At 63.8% G+C, this 16,292-nt stretch carries 18 protein-coding genes; 16 read left to right on the plus strand and 2 right to left on the minus strand.

Annotated features, from left to right (window positions below):
• Positions 1-77: 77 nt before the first annotated feature.
• Positions 78-401 carry a single-stranded DNA-binding protein gene (locus FFS35_RS13100; RefSeq protein ID WP_137787540.1) on the minus strand — a complete coding sequence of 108 codons (324 nt, stop codon included), beginning with the start codon at positions 399-401 and terminating at the stop codon, positions 78-80.
• A 51-nt stretch (positions 402-452) separates the two neighbouring features.
• Complete coding sequence (locus tag FFS35_RS13105; protein ID WP_249341619.1) at positions 453-1,067, minus strand: hypothetical protein; 615 nt, start codon at positions 1,065-1,067, stop codon at positions 453-455.
• Positions 1,068-1,559: 492 nt separating this feature from the next.
• On the opposite strand from FFS35_RS13105, the gene FFS35_RS13110 reads away from it, so the two are divergent.
• The 16 genes from FFS35_RS13110 (at position 1,560) to FFS35_RS13185 (ending at position 16,037) form a co-directional block, all read left to right on the plus strand.
• A complete protein-coding gene (locus FFS35_RS13110; RefSeq protein ID WP_249341620.1) occupies positions 1,560-2,216 on the plus strand; it encodes a muramidase in 657 nt (218 codons plus the stop codon).
• Positions 2,213-2,566, plus strand: a complete 354-nt coding sequence (locus FFS35_RS13115; RefSeq protein WP_137787542.1) for a hypothetical protein — start codon at positions 2,213-2,215, stop codon at positions 2,564-2,566. Before FFS35_RS13110 ends, FFS35_RS13115 begins: the two co-directional genes overlap by 4 nt.
• A complete protein-coding gene (locus FFS35_RS13120; RefSeq protein ID WP_137787543.1) occupies positions 2,563-3,162 on the plus strand; it encodes a lytic transglycosylase domain-containing protein in 600 nt (199 codons plus the stop codon). Before FFS35_RS13115 ends, FFS35_RS13120 begins: the two co-directional genes overlap by 4 nt.
• Complete coding sequence (locus FFS35_RS13125; protein WP_137787544.1) at positions 3,159-4,487, plus strand: LPD7 domain-containing protein; 1,329 nt, start codon at positions 3,159-3,161, stop codon at positions 4,485-4,487. Before FFS35_RS13120 ends, FFS35_RS13125 begins: the two co-directional genes overlap by 4 nt.
• 22 nt (positions 4,488-4,509) lie before the next feature.
• A complete protein-coding gene (locus FFS35_RS13130; protein ID WP_137787545.1) occupies positions 4,510-4,836 on the plus strand; it encodes a TrbC/VirB2 family protein in 327 nt (108 codons plus the stop codon).
• A gap of 1 nt (position 4,837) precedes the next feature.
• The gene (locus FFS35_RS13135) at positions 4,838-5,173 is read left to right on the plus strand and encodes a VirB3 family type IV secretion system protein (protein ID WP_137787546.1); all 336 of its coding nucleotides are present in this window, start codon (positions 4,838-4,840) and stop codon (positions 5,171-5,173) included.
• The gene (locus tag FFS35_RS13140) at positions 5,166-7,532 is read left to right on the plus strand and encodes a VirB4 family type IV secretion/conjugal transfer ATPase (RefSeq protein ID WP_137787547.1); all 2,367 of its coding nucleotides are present in this window, start codon (positions 5,166-5,168) and stop codon (positions 7,530-7,532) included. Before FFS35_RS13135 ends, FFS35_RS13140 begins: the two co-directional genes overlap by 8 nt.
• A gap of 1 nt (position 7,533) precedes the next feature.
• Complete coding sequence (locus FFS35_RS13145) at positions 7,534-8,259, plus strand: type IV secretion system protein (protein WP_056626090.1); 726 nt, start codon at positions 7,534-7,536, stop codon at positions 8,257-8,259.
• A 2-nt stretch (positions 8,260-8,261) separates the two neighbouring features.
• Entirely contained in the window at positions 8,262-8,534 is a 273-nt protein-coding gene (locus FFS35_RS13150) for a hypothetical protein (RefSeq protein ID WP_137787548.1), read from the plus strand.
• 168 nt (positions 8,535-8,702) lie between these two features.
• Positions 8,703-9,644, plus strand: coding sequence for a type IV secretion system protein (locus FFS35_RS13155; protein ID WP_249341621.1), 942 nt, complete (start codon positions 8,703-8,705; stop codon positions 9,642-9,644).
• Positions 9,645-9,714: 70 nt separating this feature from the next.
• The gene (locus FFS35_RS13160; RefSeq protein WP_137787549.1) at positions 9,715-10,068 is read left to right on the plus strand and encodes a hypothetical protein; all 354 of its coding nucleotides are present in this window, start codon (positions 9,715-9,717) and stop codon (positions 10,066-10,068) included.
• A gap of 13 nt (positions 10,069-10,081) precedes the next feature.
• Positions 10,082-10,759, plus strand: a complete 678-nt coding sequence (locus FFS35_RS13165) for a type IV secretion system protein (protein WP_137787550.1) — start codon at positions 10,082-10,084, stop codon at positions 10,757-10,759.
• A 1-nt stretch (position 10,760) separates the two neighbouring features.
• Positions 10,761-11,768: a TrbG/VirB9 family P-type conjugative transfer protein gene (locus FFS35_RS13170; protein ID WP_137787551.1), complete on the plus strand. Its 1,008-nt coding sequence runs from the start codon at positions 10,761-10,763 to the stop codon at positions 11,766-11,768.
• 463 nt (positions 11,769-12,231) lie between these two features.
• Positions 12,232-13,074 (plus strand): type IV secretion system protein VirB10, encoded by an 843-nt coding sequence (gene virB10, locus FFS35_RS20350; protein WP_249341623.1) that lies wholly within the window; start codon positions 12,232-12,234, stop codon positions 13,072-13,074.
• Positions 13,075-13,078: 4 nt separating this feature from the next.
• Entirely contained in the window at positions 13,079-14,101 is a 1,023-nt protein-coding gene (gene virB11 / locus FFS35_RS13180; RefSeq protein WP_137787553.1) for a P-type DNA transfer ATPase VirB11, read from the plus strand.
• Between the two features lie 13 nt (positions 14,102-14,114).
• On the plus strand, positions 14,115-16,037 hold the full coding sequence (locus FFS35_RS13185; RefSeq protein ID WP_137787554.1) for a type IV secretory system conjugative DNA transfer family protein: 1,923 nt from the start codon (positions 14,115-14,117) through the stop codon (positions 16,035-16,037).
• Positions 16,038-16,292 lie beyond the last annotated feature (255 nt).

The raw sequence follows: 16,292 nt of genomic DNA on the forward strand, positions 1-16,292 counted from the left end.
GGTTGGAACGGCCACGCTGGCTCGACCGCAACGCGGCGGAGGTGGAGCCGTGCCGCCAACCCGCTTCCGACCCCCAATCAGCTATGCTCGGCTTCGGCCTTGGTCAGGATCGAGAAGGTGTCGGCGATCAGCTCGGTGCGGTAGGAAACCTCGTTGCCTTCGCCGTGGTTGCTCTCGCGGACCCGGCCGGTGACATGCACCAGATCACCCTTCCCGGCTGCTTCGACCTGGGGTCCGACATTGGAGAAGCACACGACGCTGTTCCACAGCGTGTCGGTCTTCCAGTCGTCGCCGTCGCGCCGGCTATAATTAGCGGCGACGCTCACATAGGTGACCTTCTCGCGCGCCGTGATTTTGCCGATGCGCCCGATGAGCCGAAACTCGGCAATATTCTGTGGCATGATTTCCTCCTTCGTTGATGTTCGGATCGGATCCGGCGGGCCTGTGCGAGCCTAGTCGCGCTCCTCTTGCCGGTGCGCAAAGTGGTAGCGCGCCAAATTCTCGGGCGTCGCGTATGTGTCGTAGGCCTTCGTCCAGTCGCGCCGGATGGCCTGCTGCGCCGTCCGAAGTGGCACGCGGCGCTCGCAAACCAATCGCCACAGGACATAGGCCAAGGCATTCTTGTCGGCCGCGTTCGCCTGGCCGTGCCGGGGCTGAAGCCACAGATCGCGTAGGTCGAGCGGCGCGCCGCCAAGCGAGATCGGGATCAGATGGTCGAATTCGTAATCGGCGAAGGACTCGCCTGGATGCTGCGCGTCCATCAAGCGCCGTTTGACGGGCGCGGTAACCGCGAAGGAGGGGCGGACCGATCGGGCATAGCCGGGTCGGCAGATCGTCGTGCCGATGTTCGCCTGAGTGATAAAGGGATCGACGGCCCCTGGCGTGTCGCGGGGCGGCAGGATGCTGGTTCGGTCCACCCGCAAGAAGGGATTGCGGAGCGCCGTCGATAGGCCGGCGACGGCATTGCAGAAATCATGCGTCGCAGCGACGCTGCAGGCCGAAACCTCACCTCGCCTCCCAGCCCGCTTGTCGTCGAACGGCCGATACCAGAAGCCGATGGCGATCAAGAGCGCCAATCCGCCCGATATAGCTTGCAGCTTCAAGAGCGCATGGCCCGTATATCCACCGTCGTTCCACTCACCTCGAAACCACTCGACAACTGACTCAGCTAAGAACTGGCCTAGATGACAATTGCCTAAAGCCGTTTGAAACACATATCATACGGTCATGGTGCAATACCGTGCCTTTCGTCGCAATAGATTACGCCATATCACTCCAAGATCGCGACTGAACTGCTCCAGATGTGTTGTTGTTTGCCTTCTGCTTCAGGTTTAACCTTTTGATGCCGATGTCCTGTAGTCGCTGACATCCGCTTTGGTTCAATTCAGTAATGGTGCATTGATGTGCTTCCGGCGAGTATCGTAGCGAAGGCAATTCAACTCTGCGCCGCCGGGCTAGCCGGGGCCGGGACGCCATCTCCCGCGTCGCTCGCAGTCTCCGTTCGTTCGGGTGCGGTCCTCGCTCGGCAGCCGGTCAACGCAGCTGACGCCGAGGCGACGGTGCGTGATCTGATCGCGTTGGGCGCGGACTTCGAGGCGGGGCCGCTGGCGATCCGCGGCCGTGATTTCGCGACTTACGGTATCACGCCGGCAACGGTTTTTGATGCCTGCGCGCTCTCTCATATCGACGACGACCAGTCTTCTATCGGCTTCGTGGGCGCGCCCTCGGCGTCGAACGTCGCAGCCCTCGTTCGTCGCGCCTTTGGCTCGCGGATCACCGATACGATCCGCCCAATGAACGCCAGCTTCGGCGCGCGGTATAGCTGGCACAAGTTCGGCCAAGCGGTCGATTTCGTTCCCGCAGGCGGCGTCCACGCGATCGACCGCGAGCAGATCCGGGCGCTCATGGCACACAGCGGTATCCGTATCATCGAGCTGCTCGGGCCGGGGGATCGCGGTCACGCGAACCACTGGCATGTGGCGTTCGCGCGACCCGGACAGGTCATCGACCGGACCCGACCGATCGAAGGCGACGAGGACTGGATCATCACCGTCGCACAAGGCGACGCGCCGTCCCCGCCGACGCCCGCCGGGGTTGAGGCGGCCCCCGCACCGACCGCGCCGGCCTCGGCCCTCGCCCTTGCCGCCAATGCACCGGCGCCGTGGGACGTGTTCGCAACCGAAGAGTGGCGCGCAGTTCATGGAGGTGGCTCATGATCCGATACCTGATGACCAAGCTGGGCGGCACTACTGGCGCCATCGCGCTTTGCGTGGCCGGCGTCGTGGCGGTCGCGGCCCCACAACCCGCCTACGCGTCGGACTGGGGGTGTCAGGTGATCCTCTGCCTCGCGACACCCGGTTCGCCGACGAAGTATGTCGAGTGCGTCCCGCCCATCACGAAACTCTGGAACGCCCTCGCTATCGGCGGCTCGTTCCCAACCTGCACCGGGATCGGCATCAAGACGAAGAAGGCCAAGCACGGCTACGACCTGACCGTGACGCAGGCCGACGGCGGAACGTCGCGGTACGCGCTCGACACCCGCTACCAGACAGTGACGCCACAATGATCCACGCCATCGCCGCGATCACCAGGCTTGCGCAGCAATGCGCGCCTGAGATCGCGACCGAGGCGGTTGTTCCCCTCGTCGTGACCGAAAGCGGCGGCGACGATCTGGCAATCAATATCAACAAGGGGCCGCGTGTCCGCGCCGCGTCGATCCCCGACGGTGCCGCGCTGGTGCGCCGGTACATGGCGGCTGGCTATACCGTCGATGTCGGGTTGGCTCAGGTGAACTCCGCCAATTTCGCGCGATTGGGTGTCAGCGTCGAGCAGGCCTTCGACCCTTGTACGAACCTCCGTCTCGCATCGTCGATGCTGCGGGCGGGATATGGCCTTGCGATCCAGCATTATACGGGGCTGGACGCGATCTCCGCGACCTATTCGCTCTACAACACCGGCACGCTGACGCGCGGTTTTCGCAATGGCTATGTCGGTCGCGTATGGTCGACGGCGAGCGGCATGGGGACGATCCAGACACCCCCGCCCATCCCGGGCTTGCGGTCCGCCGCGGCTCCGACGGCGAGCCCGGCCGAGCCAGCGGTCGACAACGATAACTGGGTGGTGGGGCAGACCGCTTCCAACGCCGTCGAGGTTTTCAAGTGAGCGCGGATAACAGCGTTGCGCGGGGCGGCCTGGACGCGGAAGCGCAAGGCGGACAGTCTGCGTTCCAGATCCCGCCCGAGCTGGCGACACGCTATCAGGTCCGGATCATCGAGCCGACCGACGGAAGCGAGCGCCGTGTTGGCATGTTCCTGCCGACGGATCGTGAGAACCCGTCGATCGAGATTGCCGGCGATCGCATCATTGCTCGAAACGAGGATCCCGACACCGTCTCGACCCTGGTCACGATCGCCAAGCACAATGGCTGGGCGGGGATCGACGTCGAAGGTTCGCCTGAGTTTCGTCAGGCAGTGTGGACGGCGGCGTCGCGCGAAGGTCTGACCGTGCGCGGCTATGAGCCAAGCTTCGACGAACAGGCGCGAATGGAAGAGCTGCGTCGCGCCGATGCTGCACGACGCGACCGTGAGGTGGCGGAGAAGCCGGCCCCGACTGTCGAACCCGTCGCTCCGACGGCGGCTGTCGGGGCGACGGAGGCGACAGTCCTCGAGCCGTCGGCCGACGCGGAGAGGAACGGCGCGCCTCAGCCGTTGCCAAGCGGAATCAGCACCGAATTGTCCGACGCAGACAAGCGCCTTCTGTTGACGGTGAGCGTCCACACGCAGGATCGCAAGGCGCTCTACGCGGCCGTCAGCGAGGACATGGACCCCTTGCGGAGGGAGGTTCAGGCCGAACGTATCGATCTGAACAGGGATGCGCTGAACGGGGCGCTGGAGCGAGCCCTGGAAAGCCCGACGCTGGTTAGCGCCTTCTCAAGGTCCGGTTATGAACCCGACGGTCTGCGCCAGATGGCGCGCGACGGCGCGTGGGACGGCGAGGTCGCCGATGCGATCTACATCGTCCGCTCCGGGCTCAACCGGCACGAAGTCGCCCGCGAAGCCGGTGCGAACGTGCCGCTCGGCGGCGCGCTCGCCGCCACGCCCGAAGACCGCCTGGCCGGCGAAGCGACGGCTGCGCCCGAGCGACAGCCCGAAGAGGAACCCCATATCGTTCGGGAGGAGCGCCTTCATCAGGCCGCGCCTGAGCGACGTCACGAAAATGACGAACTGGCCGAACTGTTCCTTCATGGCGGGGCGGAGCGTATTGCCGCCGAGCCGCGGCTCGCCAACGCGCTACAGGCGCAGGCGGCGATGGATCAGCACATTGGTGCGGCGTTCGATGGCGACGCGGAACGGATGACGTCCGCGAGCCTGGAGAGCCGCCGCATGATCTCGGACGTGCTGCGGCGCGGCCTGGATGTTTCGGTCCGCGAGCCGACGCCTGTTCGGCAGGTCGAGCCGATCCGCCCCACCCACGATCTCGAAAGGTAAACCCCAAGCCATGGAGACCCGTATGAAGTTCACTCAAGGCATGGGCCGGATGTTGTCCGACGCCCGCGCCCGGCAGGTCATCGGCTTTGCCGGTGCGCTCGCCCTCATTTCGATCGCGCAGCCCGTCCTTGCACAGAGCAGCGGCACGTCGATCGAGACCGGGCTCGGCACGATCAGGACCTGGATGACCACCGTCGCGTCCGTTGTCGGCGTCATAGCCGTCATGGCGGTCGGCTATGCCAAGCTGACCGGCCGGATGGATTGGGGAAAAGCGGTCACGGTGCTGATCGGCATCGGCATCATCTTCTCGGCAGCGACAATCGTCGGCTGGATGGGCGGATCGGCGTAGCATGGAAGACAAGCTCGCCGAGGATAAGGTGTTCCTCGCCCTGACTAGACCGTCGGTATTCATGGGATTGCCGCTCGAGGCGATCCTGCCGATCATCATGGTCTGCATGGTGATCTGGGGGATTTTCCACAATCCGTTTTACCCCCTGGCCTTGTTCGGGGCGCTCTACTTCCCGGCGCGCATGATCTGTCACTACGATTTCAATGCGTTCCGGCTGTGGGGCCTGTGGTTCCAGACCGGCTTTCTATCCAATAACCGCAAGTTCTGGGGCGGCGGGAGCTACTCTCCCGTCCGCCTCGCCAAAGGCGTGAAGCGGAAGCATTTCGGCAATGACTGATTCCAGGCTCAAGCATAAGAAGGTCGCGGTTCGCGAGACGGATGACATCAAGTTCATTCCCTACACGCGGCACGTCGACGACACGCTGGTTGCGCTCGAGGACGGCTCGCTCATGCGCATGTACCGCGTCGATGGGCGGCCGTTCGAGACCAGCGACGTCGGCGATCTCAACACCTGGCATAACAAGCTCAACATCGCGTGGCGCTCGATCGGTGACGATCGCGTTGCGCTGTGGACCCATCTCGTGCGGACAGCGACCGACCCCGTTCTCGGCGGCGACTTCCACTCCGACTTCGCGCGAACCTTGCAGGAGAAATACGCCGACACGCTGAAGGAGAACGTCCTCTACCACAACGAGTTCTACGTTACGATCATCGTCCGTCCGTCGAGCATGGCCGGCGAGCAAGTGACGCGGCTTTTCTCCAGGCGAAAAGCGAACGCCGAGATCGACGATCGCGCGCTCACGATCATGGCGGACAAGTGCCGCGACTTCGAAACGCTGCTTGCTGATGTCGTTCCGGAGCCGCTCTCGCTGTATGAGCACAACGGTATTCTATTTTCACGACCGATGGAGGTGCTTCACTTCATCCTGACCGGCGACCGCATCCGCGTGCCGCTGCTCGACGGCAGGCTGGGCCAAGCCCTGTATGCCTCACGCGTGGTGTTCGGTCGCGAGGCGGCCGAGATCCGGCTTCCGCACAAGTCGCATTTCCTCGGAATGTTCGGCGTGCGCGAGTATGTCGCCAGCACGCGGACCGGTCAGTTCAACAGCCTGCTCACGCTCGACTTCCCGTTCGTGCTGACCCAGAGTTTCGCGCCCTTGGTGAAGTCGGTCGCGAGCGAGCGGTTCACCAAAAAATACAAGCAAATGGTCTCCTCGGACGATGCCGGCGTCAGCCAGGCGGAGGAACTGCTCGACGGCGTCGACGATCTCATGGCGAACCGCTTCGCCATGGGCGAGCATCACCTCTCGATCGCGGTAATCGACGAGAACCCGAAGCGGCTGCTGGAACGCTTGTCGATCGCACGATCGGCAGCGGCCGATACAGGCATGGTGATGGCGCGCGAGGACGTCGCGCTGGAGGCCGCCTTCTGGGCGCAGCTTCCCGGCAATTTTCGGATGCGCGCGCGCCCCGCGGTCATCAACACGCGCAATTTCGCAGGCTTGAGCCCGTTCTACACGTTCCCGGCAGGCCGCAAGTCTGGAAACCACTGGGGCGAGGCGGTAACGCTGCTCAAGACGCGCGCGGGCTCGTCCTTCTGGTTCAATTTTCACCGTGCCGACATCGGCCACACGCTCATCATCGGGTCAACCGGTGGCGGCAAGACGGTGCTGCAGAACTTCCTGCAAGCGCAGCTCGAAAAGACCGGTGCGAAACAGGTGTTCTTCGACAAGGACCGCGGTGCCGAGATCTTCGTCCGGGCGTGTGGCGGCACCTATTTGGCGCTGCGCGACGGCGAGCCCACCGGCTTCGCGCCGTTGAAGGGTCTGACACCGTCGCCGCACGACATCGCGTTTCTGCGGCAGTTCATCCGTGTCCTGGTACGCAGGGAAAACCGCCCGCTCAGCGTCGCCGAAGAGCGACTGATCGACGAGGGTATCGAGGCGGTGATGCGGCTGCCAGCGCCGTCGCGCTCGTTCAGCGCGTTGCGCGAGATGCTGGGCTACGCCGATGCCGAGGGCATTGGTGCGCGGCTGGAGCGCTGGTGTCTGGGCGGCCCGCTCGGCTGGGCTTTCGATGGTCCGCAGGACGAGGTGTCGATGTCGGCGCGATTCATCGGCTTCGACATGACGGACTTCCTGGAGAACCCTGAGATCCGCACTCCCACGATGTTGTACCTCTTCCACCGCGTCGACGAGCTGCTGGACGGGCAGCGTGTCGTGGTCGACGTCGACGAGTTCTGGAAGGCGCTTCAGGACGAAGCCTTTCGGGCGTTTGCGCAGGACGGTCTCAAGACCTTCCGTAAGCGCAACGCATTCATGGTGTTCGGCACGCAGTCGCCGGCTGATGCGCTGCGCTCACCGATTGCGCACTCGATCATCGAGCAGACCGCGACCAAGATCCTGCTTCCCAACTCAGACGCCAAGCGATCGGATTATTGCGACGGGCTTGGCCTGACGGACGCGGAGTACCGGCTGATCCGTGAGGATCTGACGCCGGAGAGCCGCACCTTTCTGGTCAAGCAAGGGCATACCTCGATCGTTGCAAAGCTCGATCTCGGCGGGATGCCCAATGAGCTGAAAGTGCTTTCCGGCCGCGAGGAAACCCTTGTCGCCATGGAGGAGGCCATTGCCCTGGCGGGCAACGATCCTGCGGCATGGCTGCCGCATTTCTATGCCAACCAAAGGAGAAGCTGACATGTCGCTCAAGCGCATCATCATGGTTGCAGCCGCGCCGGTCGCGATCGTCGCGTTTACGTCGCCGGCCGCTGCACAGGGCATTCCTGTGTTCGACACCTCTACCTATGTGCAAGCGCTCGCCCAGGTCCAGAACACGATCAAAATGATCCAGCAGGGCGAGCAGCAGATCCAGACGGCGACGACAACGCTCAGCTCGCTTCAGAAGCTGACCAACGTCAACGCGCTCGCCCCGCAATTGCTCAATGCGCAGGTGCGCAACATCCTGCCCAACACGACGATCGACGCCTCGACGTTGCTCAGTGGCGACCTGTCGAAGATTGGTTCGCTCGGTTCGCTCGCATCGAGCATCCAGTCTCGTTACGCGCTGCCGGCAACGTCGTCCTCCGACGCAGACCTGGCCTACAACCAGGCGCTCAAGGATGCGACCAGCTCATCGGCCGCCACAGCCGCGCTGGGCGAGAATACGCTCAGCATCGCCCAGACCCGGATGCAGGGCCTAGACCAGCTCCGCGAGCAACTGTCGTATGCCAAAGATCCCAAGGACGTGATGGACCTGCAGGCCCGGATCTCAGTCGAACAGGCACAGCTTCAGAACGATATGCTCAAGATGCAGGCGATCCAGATGGCGCAGGCCGGTCAGGCGAACATGCAGATCAGCGCAGCGCAAGTGGCGGCCGGTCGCGATGAAGCAGCATTCTTCAGTGCCAACACGATCAGGAAGTAATCATGCGCAAGATACTATCCCTCTGCTCGTTGCTCTTCGTCTGCGGATGCCAACAGAACGTCGTGGTACCTACCGCCAAGGAGCTGATCGCCAGTCCTCAACTCCTCTCGCAGTGGCAGGCGAAGTGCGATGCGGGGGAGTACAGCCATCTCCCTGCGGATCAGAAGGCCAAGATGTGCGCGACGACCGGAGACGCGACCATCTCGGTCGCCCAGACCAAGGCCGGCAACGAAGAGGCGGGCTTCTTCAAACAGAACACGATCCGCAAGAAGTAGATTTAATCGCTGTGCTTTGATCGCCGAAGATCGGAACCTCACTCAATGGCTGCCGGCCCACCCAACATCATGACGCTGTTCACGACGATGTATTCGTATGTGGAGACCGCCATAGCGACCTCGGTTGCGAGCTTCGGGGCGGGGCTCGTCAGTTTCGTTGCAGCGCCTTTGGCCCTGGCGGCGATCATCTACTTCCTGTTGCTCGGCTTTGCCGTGCTACGAGGGGCTATCCAGGCTCCACTTCGCGAGCTGGTATTCCAGGCTGGTAAGGTCGGGTTCGCCCTCGCGGCTGCCAGTGCGGTTGGCTATTCGGCGTTTGTGGTGAACGTGGTCACCAACTTGCCGAGCGAGATCATCGCGGCTGGATCGGGCACGCCCGTCACCAACCCGGGCACGACCTTCGATACTTATGTCTCCGATACCGGCAAGCTCTCGGAGAAGTTGGTCAATGCGAACCTGAAAGTTCAGTCGCAAGAGCAGAAGGGCATCACCGACTTTCGAACGCCCGTGATTCAGCTCAGCGCCACGCTGATCACCTATCTGTGCGTCGCCGTCCTCTACATCTTCGCGTTTATGTCGGCGTCGATCGGCTTTTGCATCGTCATTTTTGCCAAGCTGTCGGTTGCGATCTGCGTCGCGCTCGCGCCGCTCGCGCTGGCGTGTCTGCTTTTCAACTCCTCCCGCTGGCTGTTCGACGGGTGGCTGAAGCAGACCGTCAATTTCATCCTGCTGATGGTCGTCATGGCGATCATGACCAAGTTCATCACCGGCCTCCAGGAAGCCGCCATGGACGGCATCATGGGATCGATCCCCGAAGACGGCTCGTCCTTCGTCATGGCGCAGAACGGCTACATCGTTCTGAAAGCCGCCGTGATGCTCGTCGCGACGATCGCCTGTGCGGCGATCTACATCGTCGGCACGATCTTCTTCTTTCAATCGCCGGCCATCGCCGCGGGTATCTCGGGGGGTGCGTCCTCTGGCGGCCATGGCTTCCTGCAGACCGGGGCGAACATGTTGACCAACCGGCTGATGTTCCGGCGCGCGACGCAGGCGAACCGTCCCCCGCCAGGAGGGGGCGCCACGGGCGGCTCGGCCTCTCGGTCCACTTGAGGACCGCTGGCCGGTCCGGAACCATGCATCACGGAACCGCCGGGCGCGGGACCTTACGAACGGAGACGTCATGAAAAGGCTGACCATCGTGGCGATCGGCACGCTTGTGCTTGGCGGCTGCACCGGGACCCATATCAAGCCCGTCTCGGTGTGCGACGGCAAACACCGGCGTCCCGCCAACCTCTACGGGTCGATCCTGCCGAGCTTGCCGGTGCCACTGCCGGCGTCACAGCAGGGCGCAGGGCATTCGATGGTGGTTCCTCCATCACGCGAGCCAGCGCCTGCGCCTCTTCCCGCACCGCCCCCTACGCCCGGTGCCGGAGGTACGCCTGCCGCCCCCATCGGACCCGGGGCCATGAATATCCCGCGATCGGCGCCACGCACGTCCGCGCAGGACGTCGCGCCGACCTACTCCTCCTGCTGAAGGGATCGACGCCATGGGCGCGGTGAAGGCCGAAGATAAAGAGAAATACTACGAGACATCGAGGACGTGGGAATATGACCGTATGCGTGCGGCGATCCAGTCCAAGCGGCTCGCCTGGGGCGTTGCGGCGGCTGCGTGCACGCTCGCTGTGGCGTCGGTTGCGGCAGTCGCGATGCTCAGCCCGCTGAAGACCGTTGAGCCCTATGTCATCAGGGTCGACAAGAGCTCGGGCGAGACGCAGGTCGTGACCGCGCTCAAGGGGCCGCAGCCGCGCACCTATGAGGATGCGGTCAACCGCTACTTCATCTCGCAATATGTACGGTTGCGCGAAGGCTGGCTCAACGATGCCGCGCGCGAGAACGCCTATACGGTCATGCTTACCAGCGATTCCGCCGAGAGCGCTCGTTACCTGAACAGCGTTCAGGCCAACAACAAGAATGCGCCTTCCAACATTTACGGCGACAAGGGCTTCGTCTCGATCTCGATCCGGACGATCAGTTTCCTCAGTCCTACCGTGGCGCAGGTCCGCTTCACGAAGATCATCACCTTCGGGCAGAACACGCCGATCGCGCAAAACTGGAACGCGATTCTGACCTTCAGATACACGACGGCGCCGGAGCATGAGAAGGATCGGAATATCAATCCGCTCGGCTTCCAGGTCGTGAATTATCGTTCTGATCCGGAGGCGTGACATGAGCGATCAGCCAAATACGTCGGACAATGGCGACCGTGTTGCCGTCCCCTTTATGCCCGCGCTCCGCAAAAAGCTGATTCTCCGCCTGTCACCGCCGGCGACGGAGTTGGTGTTGACAGAGGATGGCGCCAGGAACCGGTTCTGGCGCGGGGTTGGGGCGGTGTGGCACCGCCTCGTCGCGTTCTCAATTCTGGGTGCCGCGGCAGTCACGCTCGCGCCGCAACCCGCGTTCGCCTCGGAGACTCCCGTCCCCGGGGCCAAGGACGCCCGCGTTCGCAACGTCAACTACGATCCGGATCAGGTGGTGACGATCGTCGGCAGTTTCCGGCACGCGATCGAGATCCAGTTCGGGCCCGGCGAAACGGTAACGCAGGCCGCCCTGGGCGATACCGTCTCCTGGCAGATCGCCCCTGTAGGCAATATCGTCTTTCTCAAACCCCGCGAGAGGGCTGGAGGCACCAACCTGATCGTCGTCACCAACGCGGGCGGCGTGCCGCGCACCTATCATTTCAACCTCGCACTAGGGACGGGCGCCACGATGTACGGCGTACGGTTCCGCTATCCGCGCGAGGAACGGGCGATGGCGGCGTTACAGGTGCAGCTTGCCCAGGGCCAGGCTGCCAAGGCGATCGAGACGACCATCACCACCGCCGCGCTCGACCATGCCGTGATCGAGGGCACCCGGAATATGAATTACACCGTGCAGGGTGACAGCGCCCTGCAACCCACCGAAATCTCGGACAACGGCGAGTTCACCGTGCTGCGCTATCCCGGCCACGCCGACATTCCCTCGATCTTCGCGGTCGACGTCGACGGGACCGAGACGATCGTCCCCTACGATGTTCGCGAGGATTTCGTCGTGATCCATGCGGTCTACCGTCAGCTGCGCCTCCGGCGCGGGGCGGCGGTGCTGTGCATCTACAACGAGGCGCCGCTGCGCAACGATCGCGGCGATCGAACGGGCACCGTCTCCAATGTCGTCGAACGCAAAGTGAAGGGGCAGTAACATGGTCGGGACCGTGATTGACCGCGGGGGCGATGTCGCTGCCGACACCGTTGCTCCAGGCGAGGTCGATAGCCCGGTCGCGCGTAGCGGCGGGTGGGGCAACCTCGCCTTCATCGGTGCGGGGATCGGCCTGGTCGGCGCCATAGGCGGCATCGTGATAGGCTATGGTGCGTTTCACCAATCGGCCAGTACCGCGGCTGCCGCGCAGCCCGCGAAAGCCAGTGACCGTGCTGTGGACGACGTGATGGGATCGCCGAATGCGCAGCGCGCGGCGCTCGCGGGTCAACTCGGCCAGCCCGGCGCCGCCCAGACCGACATATTCGGGCGGCCGATCGCCGCAGCCCCGGGGCCGCAGGTAGCGGACGCCAACGGAAATCCGGCGCCGGCAACGAGCGGGACAAATTCCACAACGTCGAACGGACAGCAATCTCCCGAGCAGCGACGTGCCGAGCAGGCACGCGCCATGGCCGATGCGGCGCGGCGGTCGCCGATCATGGCCTTTGGCAACACCGGGCTGGCCTCGGCCGCCCTTCCCGCCTCCGCCGATGCCGACGCCCAACAGGGCACGGATCTCGACGACCGGACGCGCGGCGGCCAATCCACTGTCGCACGGCGGGGCATCGGTGCCAGTGGCTTCGGAGCGCCGGGCGAAGACAATCCGGCCGAGGCGGGCAAGGGTTCGACCGACTTCAGCGATCAGCTCGGCCATGCCGCGATCCAGACGGTCCGGGCAACGATGGTCGCGGACCGTAACCTTCTGCTGAGTGCGGGCACGGTCATCCCCTGCACGCTCCAAACGGCGATCAACTCGACGCAGGCCGGGTTCGTGTCCTGCGTCATCAACCACGATGTCTATTCCGAGAACGGTCGCATCGTCCTGCTCGACAAGGGGACCAAGGTCCTCGGGCAATATTCCGGCGGCATCACGCAGGGGCAAGCGCGCCTGTTCGTACTGTGGACGCGCGCCCTGACGCCGCGCGGCGTCGCCATCGACCTCGGGTCGCCGGCAGCCGATAGCCTTGGTCGGGCCGGGTTGCCAGGCGGCGTCGATACCCAGTTCTGGGCACGTTTCGGCGTTGGGCTCGTCATATCGGTGCTGGAGGATGCCTCGCAAATCGCCGGTCGGGCAGTTGCCAATGAGGGGAGCAACACCACGCAAGTTCCCGGACAAACCGGGCAGACCGTCCTTCAGCAAACTATGAACATCAAACCGATCTTGAAGAAGAACCAGGGCGACACCGCGGCGATCTTCGTCGCCAAGGACTTCGATTTCCGCTCAGTCTATGACGTGGGATTGAGGCGTTAAGGCCGTGGCATCCAGTCCGACGTCGCTGATCTACGAGCATAATGCCGAGCCGATCCGACGGCACCTTCTGCGCGACGATGTGACCGAACTGGTCATCAACGAGCCGGGGATGATCGGCCTTGAAACGCGGGGTGGCTGGGAGTGGCATGAGGAGCCCGCACTCGACAATGCGGCCCTCATGACGCTGGCGAAGCTCATCGCGGGGCTGACCAAGCAGGACATCAACTCCGAATATCCGATATGCTCCTCGGTGCTGCCGGGCGGCGAGCGCGCACAGGTCGTCGTTCCCCCGGCGGTCGAGCAAGGCTTCATCTCGATCACGATCCGCAAAGCGTCGGGCGTGACGATGAACATCGACGATTTCGAGCGTGCCGGCCTGTTCAGCGAGGTCCGCGCGCACGGTCTGTACGAGGAGGTCGACCCCGATCTGCTGCGATTGCGCGAGGCAGGCGACTGGAGTGCCTTCTTTAAGCTGGCGGTCGAAGCCCGCAAGAACATCCTCATTTCCGGCGCGACGGGCTCCGGCAAGACGAGCTTCTCGAAGGGTCTCATCAAGCTGATCCCGGACTATGAGCGGATCCTGACGATCGAGGACACGCGCGAGCTCGTCGTACCCCAGCGCAATCACGTCCACATGATGTACGCCAAGGACGGGAAGAGCCTCCAGAAGGCGGGCGCCAAGGAGTTGTTGGAATCGGCGCTGCGAATGCGGCCCGATCGCATCCTTCTCCAGGAATTGCGGGACGGCACCGCCTTCTTCTACCTGCGCAACGTCAACAGCGGTCATCCCGGTTCGATCACCACGGTCCACGCCAATACCGCCGAGGGCGCGCTCGAGCAGCTGACGCTGCTGGTGAAGGAATCGGACGGCGGCAACGATCTCGACCGCCACGACATCCGGGCGCTGCTGCGCTCCCTGGTCGATATCGTCGTGCAGATGCATCGCCTGCCACCCGGTGAGGGCAAGCCGGCGCGCTATCGCATGACCGAAGTATGGTTCGATCCGGCGAGCAAGCCGACCGACTGAAGGGGGTGCCGGCATGAACGGAAAATGGGTGCGAAGCGACGAAGGGTCGCAGCCGGGCGCGATCGCGTTCCTCGGCGTCATCGGCATGTTCGTCAGCGCCGCGATCGGCGCCCTCGCCGTCCTATGGCGTGCCCACCTCCTCAACGCCCATACCCCGTGGCGCAAGGTGCCGGCCGCGCTGTGGGCGCTGAAGGGCTATCCGATCGTCTATCAGCCGTTCCTGATCGGCTTCGGGATCGGCATTGTCCTGACGGTCGTCATCATCGTCTCGACGCTGTTCACGCGGCAAAAGCTCCACGGCGAGGCGCGCTTCGCGCGGGTCGGCGAGGTCCGCAACGGCAAAATGCTCGCCTCGGCCGGCATCGTGCTGGGCAAGTTCGGCGGCAAGGTGATGCGCTTCGGCGGGCCCGAGCATGTGATGCTCGAAGCCCCGACGCGTGCCGGCAAGGGGGTGGGCGTCATCATCCCGAACTTGCTCGACTGGCTCGATTCTCTAGTGGTGCTCGACATCAAGCAGGAGAATTACGACAACACGGCGGGGTATCGGCTGAAGGTGCTCGGGCAGCAGGTGCTGCTCTTCAACCCGCTCGATCCCACCGGCCGCACCGTGCGGTGGAACCCGCTGAGCTACATTAACCGGCATGACCCGGTGGAGGTCATCAATGAGCTCCAGAAGATCGCGGCGATGCTATATCCCGATCCGCTCACGGGCGAAAAGTTCTGGGCCGAAGGCGCGCGAACCGCGTTCCTCGGCATCACCGCCTATATCGCCGCGACTGTCGACGATGGGGAGGACGCCCTCCCCTTCACGCTCGGCGAGGTGTACCGCCAGTTCGCGGCCGGTGATGCCCAGCGGCGTTTCCCGAAGATCATCGCCGATCGTAAGAGGGCCGGAAAGCCCCTGTCGGAAGGGTGCGTCTCGGCGATCAAGGATTATACCGGCTCGTCGGCGAACACGTTCTCCGGATTGCGCCAGTCGGTTACGTCCAAGATCAACGGCTGGCTGAACCCATATGTCGATGCGGCGACCTCAGAAAGCGATTTCGATCTCAGTGACTTTCGGGACAAGCGGATCTCGCTCTATCTCGGCGTGTCGCCGGATGACCTGGAGCGGGTTGCGCCGATCTACGGCCTGCTCTTCCAGCAACTCATCGACCGCAACGTCCGCGAGCTGCCGAAGGGCGACAAGCATCAGATCAAGGTGCTGCTCGCCCTGGACGAGTTCGCGAGCCTCGGCAAATGCACCGTGCTCGCGAACGCCTTCAGCTATGTCGCCGGCTACGGGTTGCGGATGCTGCCGGCATTCCAGTCGCTCGAACAGATCCAGGGCGTCTATGGGGACAAGGTGGCGGCCGACATCGAGCGGAACTGCGCGGTGCGGCTCGTGCTTCGTCCGGCCGGTTTGGCCGAAGCGAAGAGGATTTCGGACCAGCTCGGCAGCTACACGTTCAAGGCTCGCTCGCGCTCGATGGGAACGTGGGGTGGCGGCGGCGGCTCCACCTCGGACTCCGATCAGCGCCGGCCGCTGATGCTCCCTCAGGAAGTCGAGTTGCTGCCGGAGGACGATCTGATCGTTTTCCGGCGAGGCATGTACGCGACCTATGGAAAGAAGGTCCGCTACTATGCCGAGAAGAAGCTCTCGGCGCGGACCAAGATACCGGCCCCCGAGATGCCCCAGATCCGCGTCGACCCGGCGGTCGCTGCTAACAGCCTCCGCGTGATCGAGGCCACGCAGGCCCCGGATGACGTCAATGCCGCCTCGTCAGCGCCAGGCGCCGCGCCGATGGCAGGAGCGGTTGCGACTAACGGCGCTCCCGCAGTAGGTCGGCATGGATTGAACCAAGCCGCGATCAACGCCGCCTTGGCCGTTCCGTCAAACGAGCGTGTCGCCAAGCTCTTCGACGGCGTCCTCATGGTGCGAGGCAGATCTGGGTGACCAATGGGAATGCCTTCTCATCGAGTTTTAAAGTGGGAACGAGCAAGGTTGTCCCCGGAGGGCGTCAGTTGGGGACTTTCCTGCCAGACAGCTTTCAGGATTGGAACGGTCGAAAGCCGCCGGCACGTGGTGTCACAACCGTTCGAGACTGTTGAAAAAGGCCTGCGCGAAATCGGCGTGGCGGATGGCTGGCGATGCCGGACACCGAATGATGCGCCGCGTATCAGGCCGGCGCGGCTTGCCGGGCGAGCAGCT

Origin of the sequence: Sphingomonas sp. 3P27F8, assembly GCF_005502745.1 — a bacterium.
GTDB lineage: Bacteria > Pseudomonadota > Alphaproteobacteria > Sphingomonadales > Sphingomonadaceae > Sphingomonas.